Source organism: Fibrobacter sp. UBA7003, assembly GCA_002449765.1.
Classification (GTDB): Bacteria; Fibrobacterota; Fibrobacteria; order Fibrobacterales; family Fibrobacteraceae; genus Fibrobacter.
The window spans coordinates 27403-45655 of record DJXN01000006.1 but is presented as its reverse complement, the minus strand read 5'-3'; the positions used below and the strand labels follow the sequence as shown (position 1 = coordinate 45655).

13 protein-coding genes are annotated in these 18253 nt (G+C 53.2%); 3 read left to right on the top strand and 10 right to left on the bottom strand.

Annotation, left to right across the window (positions count from 1 at the left end):
• Position 1: 1 nt before the first annotated feature.
• Genes B2952_RS04450 through B2952_RS04440 form a run of 3 tightly spaced genes read right to left on the bottom strand, consistent with a single transcriptional unit; the run spans position 2 to position 4377 of the window.
• A complete protein-coding gene (locus tag B2952_RS04450) occupies positions 2-559 on the bottom strand; it encodes a cytochrome c3 family protein (RefSeq protein WP_290728028.1) in 558 nt (185 codons plus the stop codon).
• Between the two features lie 12 nt (positions 560-571).
• Positions 572-937 carry a c-type cytochrome gene (locus tag B2952_RS04445; protein WP_290728026.1) on the bottom strand — a complete coding sequence of 122 codons (366 nt, stop codon included), beginning with the start codon at positions 935-937 and terminating at the stop codon, positions 572-574.
• A gap of 41 nt (positions 938-978) precedes the next feature.
• Complete coding sequence (locus B2952_RS04440) at positions 979-4377, bottom strand: fibrobacter succinogenes major paralogous domain-containing protein (RefSeq protein ID WP_290728024.1); 3399 nt, start codon at positions 4375-4377, stop codon at positions 979-981.
• Between the two features lie 193 nt (positions 4378-4570).
• Here B2952_RS04440 and B2952_RS04435 point away from each other — a divergent pair, with 193 nt between their 5' ends.
• Positions 4571-5485: a PD-(D/E)XK nuclease family transposase gene (locus tag B2952_RS04435; protein WP_290728022.1), complete on the top strand. Its 915-nt coding sequence runs from the start codon at positions 4571-4573 to the stop codon at positions 5483-5485.
• Between the two features lie 70 nt (positions 5486-5555).
• On the opposite strand, the gene B2952_RS04430 is transcribed toward B2952_RS04435, so the two are convergent.
• The gene (locus B2952_RS04430; RefSeq protein ID WP_290728020.1) at positions 5556-6605 is read right to left on the bottom strand and encodes an NAD-dependent epimerase/dehydratase family protein; all 1050 of its coding nucleotides are present in this window, start codon (positions 6603-6605) and stop codon (positions 5556-5558) included.
• 52 nt (positions 6606-6657) lie between these two features.
• Here B2952_RS04430 and B2952_RS04425 point away from each other — a divergent pair, with 52 nt between their 5' ends.
• Entirely contained in the window at positions 6658-7329 is a 672-nt protein-coding gene (locus tag B2952_RS04425; RefSeq protein ID WP_290728018.1) for a hypothetical protein, read from the top strand.
• A gap of 70 nt (positions 7330-7399) precedes the next feature.
• Here the strand turns inward: B2952_RS04425 and B2952_RS04420 are convergent, their stop codons facing one another.
• The 4 genes from B2952_RS04420 to B2952_RS04405 form a co-directional block, all read right to left on the bottom strand.
• Complete coding sequence (locus B2952_RS04420; protein ID WP_072810253.1) at positions 7400-8566, bottom strand: phosphoglycerate dehydrogenase; 1167 nt, start codon at positions 8564-8566, stop codon at positions 7400-7402.
• A gap of 66 nt (positions 8567-8632) precedes the next feature.
• A complete protein-coding gene (gene ispG / locus B2952_RS04415) occupies positions 8633-10372 on the bottom strand; it encodes a (E)-4-hydroxy-3-methylbut-2-enyl-diphosphate synthase (RefSeq protein ID WP_290735694.1) in 1740 nt (579 codons plus the stop codon).
• A 41-nt stretch (positions 10373-10413) separates the two neighbouring features.
• Positions 10414-12135 carry an HD domain-containing phosphohydrolase gene (locus B2952_RS04410; protein ID WP_290735691.1) on the bottom strand — a complete coding sequence of 574 codons (1722 nt, stop codon included), beginning with the start codon at positions 12133-12135 and terminating at the stop codon, positions 10414-10416.
• Positions 12136-12138: 3 nt separating this feature from the next.
• Positions 12139-13833, bottom strand: coding sequence for an HD domain-containing phosphohydrolase (locus B2952_RS04405; protein ID WP_349679835.1), 1695 nt, complete (start codon positions 13831-13833; stop codon positions 12139-12141).
• 137 nt (positions 13834-13970) lie between these two features.
• On the opposite strand from B2952_RS04405, the gene B2952_RS04400 reads away from it, so the two are divergent.
• Complete coding sequence (locus B2952_RS04400; RefSeq protein WP_290724429.1) at positions 13971-14717, top strand: glycosyltransferase family 32 protein; 747 nt, start codon at positions 13971-13973, stop codon at positions 14715-14717.
• Between the two features lie 158 nt (positions 14718-14875).
• Here the strand turns inward: B2952_RS04400 and pnp are convergent, their stop codons facing one another.
• Entirely contained in the window at positions 14876-17119 is a 2244-nt protein-coding gene (gene pnp / locus B2952_RS04395; RefSeq protein ID WP_290735687.1) for a polyribonucleotide nucleotidyltransferase, read from the bottom strand.
• 21 nt (positions 17120-17140) lie between these two features.
• Positions 17141-17413, bottom strand: a complete 273-nt coding sequence (gene rpsO / locus B2952_RS04390) for a 30S ribosomal protein S15 (protein ID WP_072810239.1) — start codon at positions 17411-17413, stop codon at positions 17141-17143.
• Positions 17414-18253: the final 840 nt, after the last annotated feature.

The following is an 18253-nucleotide window of genomic DNA, read 5'->3' as shown; positions in this document are numbered from 1 at the left end:
ACTACCTGTGGCACGCGGCGCAGTACGTGGCCGCCCGCCTGAAATTCTTCTGTTTGAACGTTTCGCCCCTGTGGCAGGCGAGACACATCTGCATGCTGAAATTCTCGCCGCCGTACACGTCGGCCTTCGCGCCGGGCTGAGCTCCGGCAAAACCGCGGTGACAGTCCGCGCACTCCACCCCGGCGGCCGCGTGTACCCCGTGGTGGAACACCACGTGCTCCGGCAACGCGGACTCGTGCTTCCAGGGGTATGCCGGAGCGGCGGCCAGCGCCGAATCCAGCTTCTCGATTCCGGGATTTTCGGTGAGCGGCAGGCGGTGGCAATCCATGCAGTCCGCCTTTGCGGGCATATATGCGCGCGCCCCGGACGCAGCACCCGTATGGCAGTGGCTGCAATCGAGCCCGATGTTTTCGCCGTGAAGCTCGTGCAAAAAGGCAATCGAATTCGGGCCGCCCGCATCGGCACCCACTCGCACAGGAGTGGCCTTCTGGCAAAAGAGGAAATCCGCCAGAAAGAACGCGCACACGACCGCAAAAATGCCACCCATCCAATACTTCAAGCACAGCTCCTGTTACTTAGGCCTTCCGAGGTCGTCCGGGTGCTCCAGAATATACAGCAGCCACGACGCCATCATCTTCGCGTCGGCTTCGCTCATGGGCGAAATTTCCATCGGGTCCCACTGGTCAGGGTGCTTGGGTTCGGGCTTCATCAGGTACTGCACCAGAGCCTCGGGATTCTCTACATACTGCGCGACGTTATCCTTCATGGGCGGCGCCGCAAACTTGCGCGCCCAGCGATGGCAACCCTTGCATTCGTTGTTGTAGTACTCCCCCGCTTTCGCCTTGAGTTCGGGCGTCACGGCAGGTAGCACAAACACGTCCGCCGCAAAAAGCGCACAGACAAGGAGCACAACGGGTATAACGACACGAGAAATCATCAAAAAACAATATAGAAGTTTTTTGGCGAAAGAGTCCCATGCTAGTCCTTGACGCAACGGACTGAGAGCGCCATCTCCTTTTCACTGCCCGCCATGCCCACCAAGTCGTCTTCGTAAACAAAGTTCACCTCATACGCAGCATCACTATTATCCTCGGTAGAGCTCCAGAAAGCAGCGCTGATGCCCTCATTGTGGTATTCGCCATCGTAGTTGTAGCCGGCAGGAAGCACCGAGAATCCATAAGTATCAACGCCATTTCCTCCATCTTTCCAGCCAACCTTAGATTTTAAACTTTTACCAAACTGATCACTACCGATCAAATTAGGCAATATATCGAATTCCTCCTTGCTCGGCAAATGCCAACCGCTCGGGCACGCAGTTCTTGCTGCGTTCCATTTGTAAAGACGGCCATACTTTTTGCAGTTTACAAACTTACCGCCATAGCAATAGCTATCCTGCGTCTTGTAATTCAGGTTCTCCGCCATCCACGTCTGGTTGCCTATTTGTACCGTCTTGTACGATTTCCCATCGCGCGTATCTACCAAAGTTCCAGCAGAACTATTCGGTTCACCCAATTCGCCAGCGTCCTGGAGGCAACGCACCGAGAACCCAACGAGTTTATCGTTGAAAGACCGGCTCGCATTGTCCATGCCGTAGTTCAAATATATGTAGAACGCGTCGTAACTACTGGCTTTCGTAGAACTCCAGAAGTGCGAGAAGTTGCCCTCTTCGAGGTAATTTCCATCGTAGCTCCTAACACCAGCAGGAATCGCCGAAAAACCGAAGACATCCGTGCCGTTACCGTCGCTATTCCAATCAGACTTGGCCTTTAATTTTACTCCAGCAACCTGTTTTCCACCAACAGATTCGAACAATGTTTCAAATTCTGCATTGTTCGGCAAGTGCCAGCCTTCGGGACAGGCCGAAGTTGCCGCATTCCATGTGTAAAGGCGACCATACTTGGAACAGTTGCTAGAGTTATCATCATAACAGTAACTATCCTGCGTCTTATAATTCAGGTTCTCTGCCATCCAGGTCTGCGAGCCGATTTGCACAGTCTTGTACTTTTTCCCGTCACGTTTGTCAATTAAGGATCCTGCAGAACTATTTTCATCAACAACCACTGATGCGGCCAGAACCGGGCCTTCAGAAGAGTCGAATAATATAACTTCTTCTATATAATCTTGAATACAACGCACAGATAACCTACGATCTGAGGCTGTATGACCGGTTTCCAAACCCGCGTTGAGGTAGCGATAGTCCAAAACCATATAGTACGCGGATCCAGCATTTGCCTCAGAAGAACTCCAAAAATCAGCACCGATGCCCTCATAGTTGTACCCCTTACTGTCGTAGCCATAGCTGCAGCCGGAAGCGAGCGCCGAAAAGCCAAAGGAGTCCGTTCCATTACCACCATCTTTCCAGCCATTCTTTGATTTCAATTTTTTACCAGCGATGCTTTCGCCACCAACGGACTTAAACAATCTCTCAAATTCCTCTTTGTCCGGCAAATGCCAGCCTTCAGGACAGGCCGATCTTGCCGCATCCCAAGCGTAAAGGCGACCATATTTGGAGCAATTTGCAGCCTTGTCTTTGTAGCAGTAGCTATCATTGGTCTTGTAATTCAAGTTCTCTGCCATCCAGGTCCGATCGCCGATGGTAACGGTCTTATATGTTTTGCCGTCGCGTTCGTCTATCATGGAACCTGCCGTAACATTTACAACCGACCTTGTTGATTCATCGCCATTCCTGAGACAACGGACTGAGAACCCATAGTCCCTAGGCCCATCCTCCAAACCCACACTGTTGTAATCATACAAGTACATGTAGTATGCAAGATCTCTGCTACGCTCTGAAGAACTCCAGAAGTACGCAAACTCGCCTTTGGCTCCATAGCCCCCATTGATGCTTCTGTAGCTAGTGGGGAATCCCGAGAATCCGAAGGAGTCATTACCATTGCTATTGCCGTTCCAGCCAGCTTTCGATTTGAGAGCTTTACTAGCAGAGCTTTGACCGCCAACAGCCTCGAACAAAGTTTTAAATTCCTCTTTATCCGGCAAATGCCAACCAACAGGACAGGCCTTTTGAGCGGCATTCCACGCGTAAAGGCGACCGTATTTTTTACAATTTGCCGACTTGTTTTCGAGACAGTAGCTGTCCTTCGATTCGTAGTTCAGATTTTCCGCCATCCACGTCTGGTTGCCGATGGAAACCGTCCTATACGTTTTACCGTCACGTTCATCTATCAAGGAAGCACTGGATTTTTCGTCATTGTATACATTCCATGCCGCGTTTACTGGCTGCACCTCCGATTCGTCATCGTCCAAGAGGCAACGGACGGATACCTTGTAGTGCTTAAAGGGGTCGATACTTAATAATACATCGTCGAAGTTACCACTCAAATTCATGTAGCAGACACCATTGCTATCATTCTCTGTAGAACACCAAAACGTTGCGTTGTAATTTTCGCGGTTGAAACCACCATTGGAATCCCAGCTGCCGGCTGGGAGCACAGAGAAGCCGAAAGCGTCAGAACCATTGCCAATCTTTCCATTCCATCCGCCTTTCGATTTAAGAGCCTTGCCTGCAACATTTACCCCGCCAGTTGCAGCAATCAGAACCTCGAACTCCTCTTTGCTTGGCAAATGCCAGCCAGCGGGGCATACATTTAACGCAGTTTCCCATGTGTAAAGGCGACCATATTTTTTACAATTTGCAGCCTTTTCTTCATAGCAGAAACTGTTCTCCGTCTCATAGTTCAAGTTCTCCGCCATCCAAGTCTGATCGCCTATTGTAACGGTCTTGTACTTTTTCCCATCTCGATTGTCAACGAATTCTTTTTCATCGTCCTTGAGGCAGCGGACAGACAATCTTAAATCAGCTGATTCTGCTCCCAAGTAGACATCGTCTGAATTCCAAAGAAAATCTATGTAGAACGCATTGCCGACATGGGCCCCAGAAGAACTCCAGAAATTCGCGATATCATCCATGCCGATGTATCCATAATAATCTCCAGAATAAGTCCAGCTACCAACAGGACGCACGGAGAAACCAAATGCATCGATTCCATTCTCCTCAGACCAACCAGTTTTTGACTTCAATTTTTTTGCAATTCCCTTGCCGGCAGCATCTCCACCAATTGAAGCAAACAATGCTTCAAACTCCTCTTTATTTGGCAAATGCCAGCCAGCAGGGCATGCTTGTAGTGCTGCATCCCATTTATAAAGGCGTCCATTTTTTTTGCAGTTTGCAGACTTGTCTTCGTAGCAATAGCTTTCCTTAGTCTTATAATTCAAGTTCTCAGCCATCCAGGTCTGCGAGCCAATTTGCACCGTCTTGTACTTTTTCCCATCGCGCTTGTCGACCAAGGTTCCCTGCGCTGCAGCCATGGCCGAAGAGACCACAAGCAAAAGAGCCAATATTAAAGTTGAATACTTCATACCTTTAAGATAACACATTTTTACACAAACCGTACGCATAGCCAACGCATTTTTTCTTTTGGCGAGCTATTTTCCCCTCTTTTCCGCAAGTCCGCGAAAAAAACGGCCCAAAGGTAACGTTTTCGCGTTTCAATCGTTTTTATAGGTAGGCACACCCCAATTCCGGGGTATCGCCAACCCAAAGGGAGATTAAATGAACCGCATTGAATACATCGCCATGGCAAAGGACGTGCACGAGCACCCCGAGCGTCTGGCATACTACCGCAAGAAATACAAGAACGTCTATCCGTTTAGCGACGGCATCTTCAAGATGCTCCTGGCGAACGAGGCCAAGCCTGAACGCACCGTGAAGTTTCTAAACGCAATGCTTGGCCTCACCGGTGAAAAAGCGATAAAATCCTATACACTCGGAGTACCCGAAAATCCCGGTGTTTTGAACGACAAGACTGCAATTTTCGACATTTACGGAACTACGCAGGCGGGAGAACCCGTGCTGATTGAGGTCCAGCAGAACTTCAACACGCTTTTTGTGGACCGGCTTCTCTACTATACCGCCCGTGTTGTCTCGCGCACGGTCAAGAAGTCGCAGGATTACAACCTGCCGCACATCTACGTGCTCTCCATCCTGACCGAGAACCAGTTTCCGAAAGAACGGAATACGTACCTACACCACGCTCAACTGGTACGGAACCATCGTCTCTACTATGACAAGATGGACATCTACCTGGTCGAAATCGAGAAGTTCTTTGCCATCGACGATCGCACCCCGCCCGAAAAGCGCGACACGTCCGACAGGGCCGAAATGCTGCGCTTGTTTCGCGATGTACTTGAAGAAAATGAAATCCCCGAAGAAAAGCTGAAGCGCCTCCTTGACAAAGAGTTCGCAAAAGATGTATCTTTAGAAGGGTATACGGACGAAACTCTATTGAACGAGGTTGACGGAATGACGGACATGCTTTATGAGAAACAGGGCTCGTATTTGCAGGGAAAAGAAGACGACCGTAAAGAAGTCGCCCAAATCTTAATAAAAGCCGGCAAGCTATCTCCCGATGAAGCGGTCAGCCTCCTTCATGTTTCCAAAAGTGACATTCTGTCAAACGTGAAATAATCTTTCCATCAATCTTTTCTACACAAAAACGGCTCCCGGATGGGAGCCGTCGGCGTTTTTTAATATGTATCTACCTCAGTGGATTCTTGTCGCTCTTGTACCACTTCATGAACTCAGCGATGCCGTCGTGCAGGCTCCAGTGCGGCTTGTATCCGCATTCGGCCTCGAGCTTCGTGGTGTCGGCGTTCGTCTGGTAAACGTCGCCCGGCTGCATCGGCAAGAATTCCTTCTTCGCGGGCTCACCGTAAGCGTTCTCGATTTCGGCGATAAAGTCCATCAGCTTTACCGGGTGGCTGCAGCCGATGTTGTACACCTTGTAGGGCACGCCGTTTTCGCATTCCGCAGCGACAGGCATGTGGTCGAGCGCATGAACGCTGCCTTCCGCGATATCGTCGATATAGGTGAAGTCGCGAATCATGTCGCCATTGTTGAAGACCTTGATGGGCTCGCCCTTCGAGATGGCGCGGGCAAAGAGCATCGGGCTCATATCGGGGCGGCCCCACGGGCCATAAACCGTAAAGTAGCGCAGTCCCGTCATCGGGATGCCGTAAAGTTTCGCGTAGGAATGCGCCATCAGTTCGTTGCTTTTCTTGCTTACCGCATACAAACTAATAGGCCTGTCGACATTGTCTTCTTCGCTGTAGGGCACCTTCGCGTTCAAGCCATAAACAGAACTGGAAGAAGCATAGAGCAGGTGCTTTACCTGGTTGTTGCGGCATGCCTCGAGAATGTTGAGGAAGCCGACCATGTTGCTCTGCATGTAGGCATACGGGTTCGTGATGGAGTAGCGCACGCCGGCCTGTGCCGCGAGGTTCACCACCTTGTCGAACTTCTCGGCCGCAAAAAGTTTGTCGATAGATTCCTTGTCGGCGAGGTCCATGCGCACGAAGCGTGCACCCGCGAGCGTCGAACTTTCAAGCATTTGCCCGAAGGGGATTTCGGCAAGCACACCACCATTCACCGAACGGAAGCCGTTTTCCCACAGGCGCCCGTACTTGAGGCGTACATCGTAATAGTCGTTGATGTTATCGAGTCCCACCACCTCGTCACCACGGGCCGAAAGCATCGCCATGATCTTCGAGGCGATAAAACCCGCCGCACCTGTCACCAGAATCTTCATTCCTACAATCCTATTTTGTAACGAAAAGTAGAAAAATTCTATAATTCAAAACATGAAGAAGATTTTATTTACCATATTAGCCGTGTATTTCGCACAGACCTTCGCCGATACCCCCGAAGAATGGATTACGAGGGCGAACAGCGTCATCAAAAAAGAAATCCGCGCCTCGAGCAACACCATACGCTCCGCCTATTCCCTCGGGAGCCTACAGGAGGCATCGGCAATACTAGATTCTGCGCTCGAGCGCTTCCCGTACCGAATCGACATCTGGCTCGGGCAGGTCCAACTGAACGGCGAAATGGAAAACTGCAAGGAGCAAGTCAAATACTTCGAAAAAATCCACGACCTGTTAAAGACGAAAAAGGACAAGTGCGAACTCGCAGGTGGGCGAAAAATCGACAACGCAGACAAACTACTGGAGGGCGAATTCACCATCGCCGCAAGGAAGCACTTCGAAGTAGAAAACGACCCGTGCTACGAGATGCTCGCGCGCCAGATGTTCAAGTTCCTCCCCAACAGCGTCGAATCGCTGAACGCCATGAGCGTCGTGCACATGCTCCAAAAGAGCGACAGCGCGATAGTTTATCTGGAACGCGCCCACAAACTATACCCTTCCGACTGCATCGTGATTCACAACATCGTGGAATTCTACAAGCGCAAGGGCAACAAGAAAAAACACGAAGAATACACCATGAAAGAAGCGCTCATGTGCAAGCAGAAATAGAGCAACTCATATAAAAACAAAAAAGACCGAAGCGTCATGCTACGGTCTAAATTTTTTGCGGGGCGCAATCTTAGAAGTGGATCACGCGGACCTTGATGACCTTGTCGAGCTTGGAGAGTTTCTCGATGATGGAGTCGTCCACCTTGCTTTCCACGTCAACGAGGTTGTAACCGATTTTGCCGTTGCTCTTGTTGCTGAAGCTGGCGATGTTGATGCCTTCGGCGCCGAACACCTTCGTGATTTCGGAAATCATGTTCGGAACATCCTGGTTGATGACCACGACGCGGCTCTTGACGCCAGCGTGCGGGTGATCAACGAGGGCCGGGAAGTTCACGGAATTGCGGACGCAACCGAATTCGATGTAGTCCTTCAGTTCTTCGACGGCCATGACGGCGCAGTTTTCTTCGGCTTCTTCGGTAGAGGCGCCGAGATGCGGGAAGCAAGTCACCTTGTCGTTCTTGATGAGGTCTGCATCCGGGAAGTCGCAGAGGTAGCCCTGCAGAGAACCAGAGGCGAGCATCTCGTTGACCGGGGCCATTTCCACGATGCCACCGCGGGCGAAGTTCATGATGTAGCTGCCCTTGAAACCGGCGAGGTTCTTGCGGTTGAGCAGGTTCTCGGTCACGCCCTTGATGAACGGGACGTGCACGGTGAGGAAGTCAGACTTCGCAATCACGGTGTCGAGGTCGGCGATTTCCACCTTGTTGGAGAGTTCATGCATGTTGGCGGCGTTCGGATACGGTTCGTAAGCGATGACGCGCATGTTCTTCCAACGGGCATAGTTGGCGACGAGCACGCCGATCTTGCCGAGGCCAATCACGCCGAGAGTCTTGCCAGCGAGTTCCATGCCGGCGAATTTCTTCTTGCCGCTTTCGACGGTCTTCGCGAGGTCCGGGTCGGTGGTGTCGAGGTTCTTGACCCATGCGGCGGCCTTGTCCACGTTACGGACGGCCATGCCGAGCACGGTCATCACGAGCTCGGCAACGGCGTTGGCGTTTGCACCCGGAGTATTGAACACGCAGATGCCCTTTGCAGAAGCCTTGTCGATGGTGATGTTGTTCACGCCAGCGCCGGCGCGGGCGACAGCCAGCAGGCCGTCAAAGTTGTCGGTATCAACCTGGGCGGAACGCACCAAGATAGCATCCGGATTTTCGACGGAGTCGGAAACCTGGTAGAACGAGCCAAACAGGCTCAAGCCTTTCTTGGAAATGTTGTTCATCGTCTTAATAGTTGCCATTTTTATGTCCTTTGTTAATGTTTAAAATCTTTTCTTCAATGTCATCCTCGCGAAGGCGAGGATCTTTTAAGGTTCCTGCCAGCGACCGCGCTCCTTAATCAAATTCACGAGTTCCTCGATGGCGTCCTCTTCGGGGATATTCTTCTTCACAGCCGTCTTGCCTTCGAACAGCGTAATGCGGCCGGGGCCACCGCCCACATAGCCGAAGTCGGCGTCAGCCATTTCACCCGGGCCGTTCACGATGCAGCCCATGATGCCGATGGAAATGTCGGAGAGGTGTCCGAAGCGGGCCTTGATCTTGCCCATGACCTGCTGAATATCGTAGAGGGTGCGGCCGCAGCTCGGGCAGCTGATAAAGTTCGTCTTGCTGCGGCGGCAGTAGGCGGCCTGCAGAATATCGAATGCAAGGAGCACGCATTCCTTAGCGCCCTTGTAGCCGTCGATAACGACGGCGTCGCCAAGACCGTCGGTTACCAAGCTACCGATATCGGCGGACACGCGGAGTGTTTCCTTTTCGGAGTCACCAATTTTGGCGTAAAGCAAAATCGGGTCTTGGCGACCTGCCGCATCCAATGCGGCAGCAAGGGCGCGCACGCCAGCGACCATCTCGGCGCCGGTATAGCAGAACACGGAACCTGCGGGCACGCTCGCCGGATTCGCGGCGAACCCCGCGATGTCTATCGCGTCCTTGAACTGTACCACGGGGGCGGCATCCAAACTCGGCAGCGCAAATTCCGCGTTGCGGCGTTCGCCGGTAAGTGCAATCGCATCGGCCTTCACGCCGACCTTCACCGGACTATTGCCACCAATTTCCACGCCGGAAACATTCACGACAGAAGTCGCGCGGCGCTCGTAATGGTACGGGTCCTTCTCGAGAACCGGCACGTTGTATGCCGTCGGCGCAGCAGGCAAAGCGCAGGCCTTGATAAGCTCCTGCGCCACCGGGACTTCGGCCACAGGATCTTCGGTGAGTGATACGCGAATGGTGTCGGCGAGACCGTCAAGCAGCAAGGCGCCGATGCCGGCCGCAGACTTCAAGCGTCCGTCGGCACCCGCGCCCGCTTCCGTGACACCCACGTGGAACGGGTACGGCTTGAAGCCTTCCTGCTTGATGCGGGCAGCGAGCATGCGGTAGGCGGCAATCGCCACGCGCGGGTTGCTGCTCTTCAAACTTAAAACAACTTGGTCAAAATGCTCGGCTTCGCACACGGCCAGGTATTCCATGGCGCTTTCCACCATGCCTTCCACCGTATCGCCGTAGCGGTAAATCATGCGGGCAGAGAGCGAGCCGTGGTTAACACCGATGCGGATGGCGCGTCCCAAGCGCTTGGCCTCCTGCACAAACGGAGTGAAAGCCTCGGCAACCTTTTCCTTGCCCTCGTCAAACGACTTGTCCGTCTGCTGGTCGAGCGTCAAAATGCCCGTATCCACGAAGTTACCCGGATTGATGCGGACCTTCTCGACCCACTTGAGCGCCTCGAACGCGGCCTTCGGCTGGAAGTGGATGTCGGCGGAAACCGGCACCGTGCAACCGGCGGCACGCACCTGCTTCATCACTTCTTCAAGAGCGGCTGCATCTGCAAATGTCGGAGCGGTAATGCGAACCAGTCCACAGCCCACCTTGGCGAGCGCAAGCGTCTCGGCCACCGTCTTCTCGACGTATTTCGGCTTGGTGGTGGTCATGGACTGAACTAAAATGGGGGCGTTGCCCCCTATCAAAGCCTCGCCAACGCGGACTTGTACAGTTTCCCTGCGGACGGCGTTGAAGCGGTCGGCAACATACGGGAATTCGCTAAACTTTGTCATGCGTACAAAGATAGCAAATTAAAAGCCAAAGCAGGCTATTTTTACTTTTCGTTGGACTCCCAGCCGGGGCTATTCCTGTAATAGTTCTCGAGTTTTTCGCGGCATGCGACAAAACTTGCCTTGAGCCTCGGGTCAAAATGCGTCCCCATGGAATCTATAATCAAATTGTAGGCATCCTCAAAGGACATCTGCTCCTTGTAGCAGCGCTTGCTCACCAACGCATCGTAGACATCCGCAATCGCCATTACGCGAGCCTCGAACGGGATATTCGCGCCAAAGAGCCCGTACGGGTAACCGCTTCCGTCAAAACGCTCGTGGTGGAAGCAAGCGATATTCTTCGCAATCTCCACAAAGAAGGGCTCCTCTATTTCGGAAAGCAGGTTCTCCACGATGGCGGCCCCCTTCTCGGCATGAGTCTTCATCACCTCGAATTCTTCGGGCGTAAAGCTGCCGGGCTTGCGCAGGATCTTGTCGTCAATCGCAATCTTCCCGAGGTCGTGCATCGGCGCCGCCGCAATCAGCGCATCGTAATATTCCTTCGTGCGTCCAAAGCCATCATCCTTCCGAAGTTCTTCGGCAAGGATTCCCGCGACCGCACTCGAGCGCATGATGTGCCCGCCCGTATTGCTGTCGCGGCTTTCGACCATCTTCGCCATGCCCACAATCATCTGCTCCTGGATGGCGTGGATATGCCGGTCGTTATCCTTGATGACGTCCTTGAGCTTCGTGTTGTGCGTATCGAGTTTCTTGATATAGCGCTGCAGCCTGGTTTCATCTTCGATGCGGAACAGCACGATATGCGAAATCTTGTTGCGGACGACCTTGCGCACGCACACCCTATAGTTGCGCCTCCCGTACGCGAAGTAGCTGTCGCTCGGGGAATCCTTCCTCACGAACGATTCCATCAGCGAGCCAAAATGCTTGGAGATTTCAAGGTCTTTGGGCATCGGCTCATCCACGCGGAATTCACCAAGTTCCGGGAAAAACTTGAAGGCGATGTCGTTACACCCGAGGTAGATTCCCTTGTCCGAAAACGCCACATAGGCATTCTGGTTCTCCGCCTCGAGCGATTCAAGGACGGAATCCGAAATATCGCTCATCCTTACGCGCAGGCACACGAAAAAGAGAATAAATTCGTCAATGACAAACACCGTCGGCACCACCATCGTATCGCTCCCGACCTTTCTCGAAACAAGGAACGATATAATGGAAATCAGAGTCATGCACGCAATGGCAATCAGGTTCTTGTAGCTCACGTTGATCCGCGTACGCGCCGCATAGCTAATGGTCACGATATTAGCAAGCGTGTAGCACACCAGCACTATGTTCCACAGGATATGCGTCGGCCCATATTCGCAAGAGCAATAGCCCACCCCGTACATGTGCGTGTAGGTGACCGTTTTGTAATAGATATCGCTATATCCGATAGTGCAAGCGAGCACGAGTATCGCTACAGAACAAAGCCCCAGCAAAAGCTTTCCCCAGTCCGGGAACCTGAAGCGGCAGATGCGGAGGATAATGAAATACTCGAACATCGGCACGAAAACGGACCCCAGGTAGCAAAGTTTGGTCGCGATGATGACCGTCTCCCTCGTCTCGGAAAGGGCCCCAGCCAAGTAGCCGATGTTCGCAACAAGTACCGAGACAAAGATAGACGCGAAATAGAAATTCAGCTGTTTGCGATACAACAGCACAAGCGCGAACAGGTTCAGGAACGAGACCACGCACATCAGCACCAAGTAAGAAATCACCATGTTTTCCATACGCTAGTGCTCCACGGTCCTGTAGTAATCGCGAAGTTTTGGTTCGCAGTCAATAAAATATTTCTGAAGGACAGGGTCGAACTGTGTCCCCATCCCGGAGAGGATAATATCCCCCGCCTTGTCATACGACATGCTTTCCTTGTAGCAGCGGCTACTCACCAGCGCGTCGTAGACATCCGCGACCGCCATAATGCGCGCTTCCACGGGAATCTCCTCGCCCCGCAAGCCTTGCGGGTAGCCCGTACCGTCAAAACGCTCATGGTGGTAATGGGCCACGTTTTTCGACAGTTGCACAAAGAAGGGGTCCTCTATTCCTGTCAGCAGGTTTTCGACTATCACCGCACCCTTCTCGGCATGGGTCTTCATCTGCTCATATTCGTCATCGGTAAATCGTCCGGGCTTGCGCAAGATTTCGTCATCGATAGCTATTTTACCGAGGTCGTGCATCGGAGCGGCAGAAATCAACGCATCGTAGAAAGAATCCATCCTCCCGTACGCCATATCCTTGCGCATCTCGGATGCCAGTATGCGAATCACCTGGCTCGTGCGCTTGATGTGACCGCCCGTATTGCCGTCACGGCTTTCGACCATGTTCGCCATGCCCACAATCATCTGTTCCTGGATGGCACTCACCGCCTGCGCGTTCTGCTCGACCACCTTCACCAGCTGGTTATGGCTCTTGCCAAGCGTATCCACGTACATCTGCACGCTCGTGTCATCCTCAACGCGGAAAAGGCAAATCTGCATCACGTTCCAGAGAGGAATCATTCGTGCCGAGCACCTGAAATGACGATTGCCGAACCAGAACTTGAACGCATTCCGCGATTTTCCGCTTTCGACCTGCTTGAGCAGCGGATTGAACACCGCCCCCATCTCGCTTTCGTCGGGAATCGCCACATCCACGCGACACTCCGCAAGCTTCGGGAAAAAGGCAAGCGCAATCTCGTTGCAGCCAAGGTATTCGCCATCAGGCGTGAAAGAGACAAACGCGTTCGTATTGTCCTTTTCGAGCGACTGCATCACGCTCCTTGCGATGTCGTACCACTTTACGTTCAAGCTGATGTAGAGCAAGAAGAACTGGTCGGCGAGATACACGAAGGGCATGCAGAGCATGTCGTTTTCCATGTACCTCGAAACAAAGAACGACGAAACCGTCACGAGCTGTAGAGCAAACATCGCAAAGATATTCTTGAGCGAGACCAGCCTCCGCATAAGGCAGGCATGGACAATCACCCCGATATCGAGCACCCCATACAACAGGATCATCGCATTGAAGACATCGTGACCCCAGCCGTATGTCGCCACGTAGTTGCCCGCCCCGCTCTGAACGACAAACTCTACCGTCCTGTAGTATATCTGGCTGTAGCCGACTGTAAACGAGAGGAAAAGGACAAAGCAACTAAAGGCAATCAGAAGGACCCGCACCACCGGATGAATCCTCAGCCGGCAAACCTCCGCGAGCGTAAAGAACATGAGCATCGGCAAGAACGCCGAGCCCAGGTAATTTATCTTATTTGCAAGGATGGCCCCGTCGACCGATTCCGAGAACCCCAGGAGCCAGTGACCGAAACAGCTGACGACGATGGCGACAAACGTAAAGAACATGTAATTGTTCTGCTGCTTCCGGAATAAAAGCAGAAAGACAGCGAAATTCACTATCGAAAGAGCAAACGCCAATGTCAATAAGAACGGTCCCATCACAATCCTTGTTACAAAAATATAACAAAAAAGACGTTCTTTCCGCCTTTATGCCTAATTATTCATATAAAATCGCAAAAAAAGCATTCCATTTGACGAAAAAAATGTTAAAATAAGGGTGTAGACGGAGAATTTTTATGATCCCGAAGATTTTTCATTATTGTTGGCTTTCGAACGAACCTTTTCCGGAAAAGGTTCAACGTTGTATGGAATCCTGGGAAAAGTTCCTGGGCGACTACAACTGCATTTTTTGGGATTACCAGAAGGCCAAGGCGACAGGCATTCCCTGGATTCTTGAAGCCATGGAACAGGGCAACTGGGCGTTTGCCGCCGACGCGGTGCGCCTGTACGCGCTCTACACCGAAGGCGGAATCTACCTGGATTCCGACGTGCAACTGCTAAAGTCGCCCAACGAACTGCTCGACCGCAAGTACATCCTCGGGTACGAGAACGGTTCCAAGCGAATCGAGCCCTCGTTCCTCGGGGCGGAGAAGGGCTCGCCCATCATCGGCGAGGCGCTCAAGTACTACACCGAAAGGCATTACGAATACAGCGAGGAGAAGGTGGAACAGCTCGTGCTCCCGCAGATTCTCGCGAACGCCTGCGACAAGTTCAACGGGCTGGATATTCTGCCCGAATGGTACTTCTCGCCCAAGCGCTTCTTGGATGGGGCTATCAATACCGCCGACGAGACGGTGAGCATCCACCACTTCGGGAGCAACTGGCGCCCCGAGAACATCCGCATCGGCATGAAGCGCAGGCAGTACATCTTCAAGAAGTTCCCGCGCCCCATCGCCGAACTGCTCGCCGTCCCGACCACCTTCTGGTCCGACATGAAGGCCCAGGGGCTCGGGGCAGCCTTCAAGCACCTATTCTCGAAATAACAACTAAGGCGGGTTCTGCGTTCATACGCAGTATGAACGGGAGCGCAAACTTGTTTTGCGCGACATTTTCGTGTGTTTCCCTTCGTGGGCACCTTCGGTGCCTATATACGAAAACGCCCGGCGGTTAAGCCGGGCGCTTTCAATTTCGTATAAACGAATTATGCTTCAGCCGGAGCTTCTGCAGCAGGTGCTTCAGCGGCCGGAGCTTCAGCAGCCGGGGCGGCCTTCGGAGGGAGGAGCGCCTTCATGGAAAGCTTCACCTTGCCCTTCGGGTCGACACCGAGGCAAAGCACTTCGACTTCGTCACCCACGTGAACGACGTCTTCGACCTTCTCGACGCGGTGGTCGGCAAGTTCGGAGATGTGCACGAGGCCGTCGCGACCAGGCAAGATTTCGACGAACGCGCCAAACGGCTGAATCGTCTTGACCTTGCCCTTGTACTTGCGGCCCGGTTCGGGTTCGGCCGTGAGTTCTTCGATCATGCGGCGGCAGACTGCAGCGGCCTTGCCACTCGGGGCGGCAATGTCGATGTTGCCATCGTCGTCGATGTTGATGGTGCAACCCGTCTGAGACTGCATGCCCTTGATCACGGAGCCACCGGAACCGATGACGTCGCGAATCTTGTTGGTGGGGATGCGCATCTTGATCATGGTCGGAGCCTTCTCGGAAACCTTCGGACGCGGAGCGGCGAGGCCGAGTTCAGCCATCTTGCCCAAGATGTGCAGACGGCCCTGGCGAGCCTGTTCCAGAGCTTCGCGCATGAGTTCCGGCGTAATGCCGCGGATCTTGATATCCATCTGGAAGGCAGTGATACCTTCGGCAGTACCCGTCACCTTGAAGTCCATATCGCCGAGGTGGTCTTCCGTACCGGTGATGTCGGTCAAGATCTTAATCTTGCCGCCTTCCTTGACGGAACCCTTTTCGGAGATGAGGCCCATGGCGACACCTGCGACCGGAGCCTTGATAGGAACGCCAGCGTCCATCAAGCTGAGGCAGCCACCGCAAACAGAGGCCATGGAAGAAGAGCCGTTGGATTCCTGAATTTCGGAAACCACGCGGATGGTGTACGGGAAGTCTTCCGGCAGCGGAAGAACGGCAGCGAGAGAACGTTCGGCGAGGTGGCCGTGACCGATTTCGCGGCGGCTCATGCCGAGGCGCTTGCATTCACCCACGCAGTACGGCGGGAAGTTGTAATGCAGCATGTAGCTCTTGGAGCCTTCGCCCTGCAGGCTTTCGTAGCGCTGTTCGTCGGCCTTGGAGCCGAGCGTGCAGACCACGAGACCCTGGGTTTCGCCACGCTGGAAGATCGCAGAACCGTGAGCGCTCGGGAGAACGCCGAGTTCGATTTCGATCGGGCGGACTTCGGTCGTAGTACGGCCGTCGAGGCGCACGTCTTCGTTCAGGATCATTTCGCGCATGGCAGTGCGTTCGTAGTCGCTGAAGATTGCCTTCGCGTCGGCAACGAGAGCAGGATCCTGTTCTTCGTCCTTGCCAATGATGGCGAGAATGCGTTCGTCTTCCAGCATCTTCGCGCAGAGGTCTGCCATAGCCGGATAGAAGTCGGTCTTCACCATGTTGGAGTGGACGTCCTTGTTCAGTTCGTCCCACACGACTTCCTTCACCGTGGCGAGAAGCTTTTCGTGGGCTTCGCCAACGTGCTGCGGTTTGAGTTCCATCTTCGGCTTAGCGCAGCGGTCCACCAGTTCCTGTTGGGCCTTGCACATGAGCTTGATGGCTTCGTGACCGGCGAGAATTGCGTTGATCATCGTGTCTTCGGACACTTCGTAGGCACCGCCTTCCACCATGCAGACGGAATCTTCGGTACCGGCGACCACCAGGTCCAGATCGGCGCAGGCCATCTGTTCGTAGGTGGGCATCACGATGTTCTGACCATCGACCACGGCCACGCGTACGGCGGCAACCTGCTGTTCGAAGGGCAGTTCGGAAAGACCGATGGAGAGGGATGCTGCAGACACGCCGAGCACATCCGGCGCAAACTTGCGGTCAGCAGAAAGAACCTGCACAATCACCTGGACTTCGCGCGTGAAGTTCTCGGGGAACATCGGGCGAATCGGGCGGTCGATGATACGGGCAGAGAGAGTTTCCTCGTCGGAGGGGCGACCGGCTTCGCGCTTGTTGTAGCCGCCCGGGAGGCGACCAGCAGCGTAGGCCTTTTCGCGGTATTCGACGGTCAGCGGGAAGAAATCGCCTTCCTTCTCTTCGCCGTAGCAGACAGTAGAGAGCACGAACGCGTCGCCCATCTTGGCGACTGCGGCACCGCGTGCCTGCTTGGCAATACGGCCCGTTTCGAACGTGATGACGCGGCCGTCAGGGAGCGTAACCGACACTTCCTTCGGGTCGAGCATCTTGCCGTATTTTTGATGGTATGCGTCAATAGACATAGATTATCTCCAGTCCGCAGATTAGCCGCGGAGACCGAGTTCCTTGATGAGAGCACGCTGAGCGAGAATGTCCTGCTCACCGTAGTACTTGAGGAGGTTGCGGCGCTTGGCAACCATGGCAGACAGACCACGGAGGGAGTGGAAGTCCTTCTTGTGGCTCTTGATGTGTTCCGTCAGATTCTTGATCTTTTCCGTGAGGATTGCGATCTGGACGCGGACATTACCGGTGTCCTTTTCGTTTGCACCAAACTTGGCGGTGAGTTCTGCAGCTTTTTCTTTAGTGATAGTAGCCATTATAGCCATTCCTTTTTTTTGATTGTTGTTTCATTACATGTTTTTGTCCGAGTTTCCCTGCTCTTGCACCAGTGGAATTGGCGAATCTGGTCACAGGACCCAGTCAAAAATGCAATTTGGGGGGAATAATAGTAAATAATAAGGCGGGCAATTGTGCGGAAAAAGCGAAAATTGGGTGCAAAAACGGCCTAAAATGTCATTGCGAGCGCAGCGAAGCAATCTCTAACCCAACTCAAGGATCCAGACCCGAATGTCATCCCCGCGCCAATTCTCGTCATCCCCGCGCCAATTCTCGTCATCCCCGCGCCAATTCTCGTCATCCCCGCGCAGGCGGGGATCTTTTCAAAGAGGTAAAAAATGGCAAAAGAAAAAAAAATGTCATCCCCGCGCAGGCGGGCGGACAGCACTTAGCACTTTAGTGCTTAGTGCGCGTGGCCACCAAGGTGGGGATCTTTTCAAAGAGGTAAAAAATGGCAAAAGAAAAAAAATGTCATCCCCGCGCAGGCGGGCGGACAGCACTTAGCACTTTAGTGCTTAGTGCGCGTGGCCACCAAGGTGGGGATCTTTTCAAGCAGGTCCAGACCTGCTTTTCGTTAAAGAGTTTGCTTCGAGGTTCATTTCGCACGCAAACAAAATCACTTCGTTCCATTGTTTGCTTAGCAAAACGCCCCTCTCCGCAAAGAAATACGAGTGTGTTTCTGGAATAAGACCGTTTATTCCAGGAACGTTCCGAAGCTGGTACTGCGAAAGCCTTGCGACGATTTGTCACTTCGGCCTTCGCGAACAGCGGGTACAGAATTAAACTGCAAGGAGATGTTTCTAGGCGTCCATTTTGTAGTT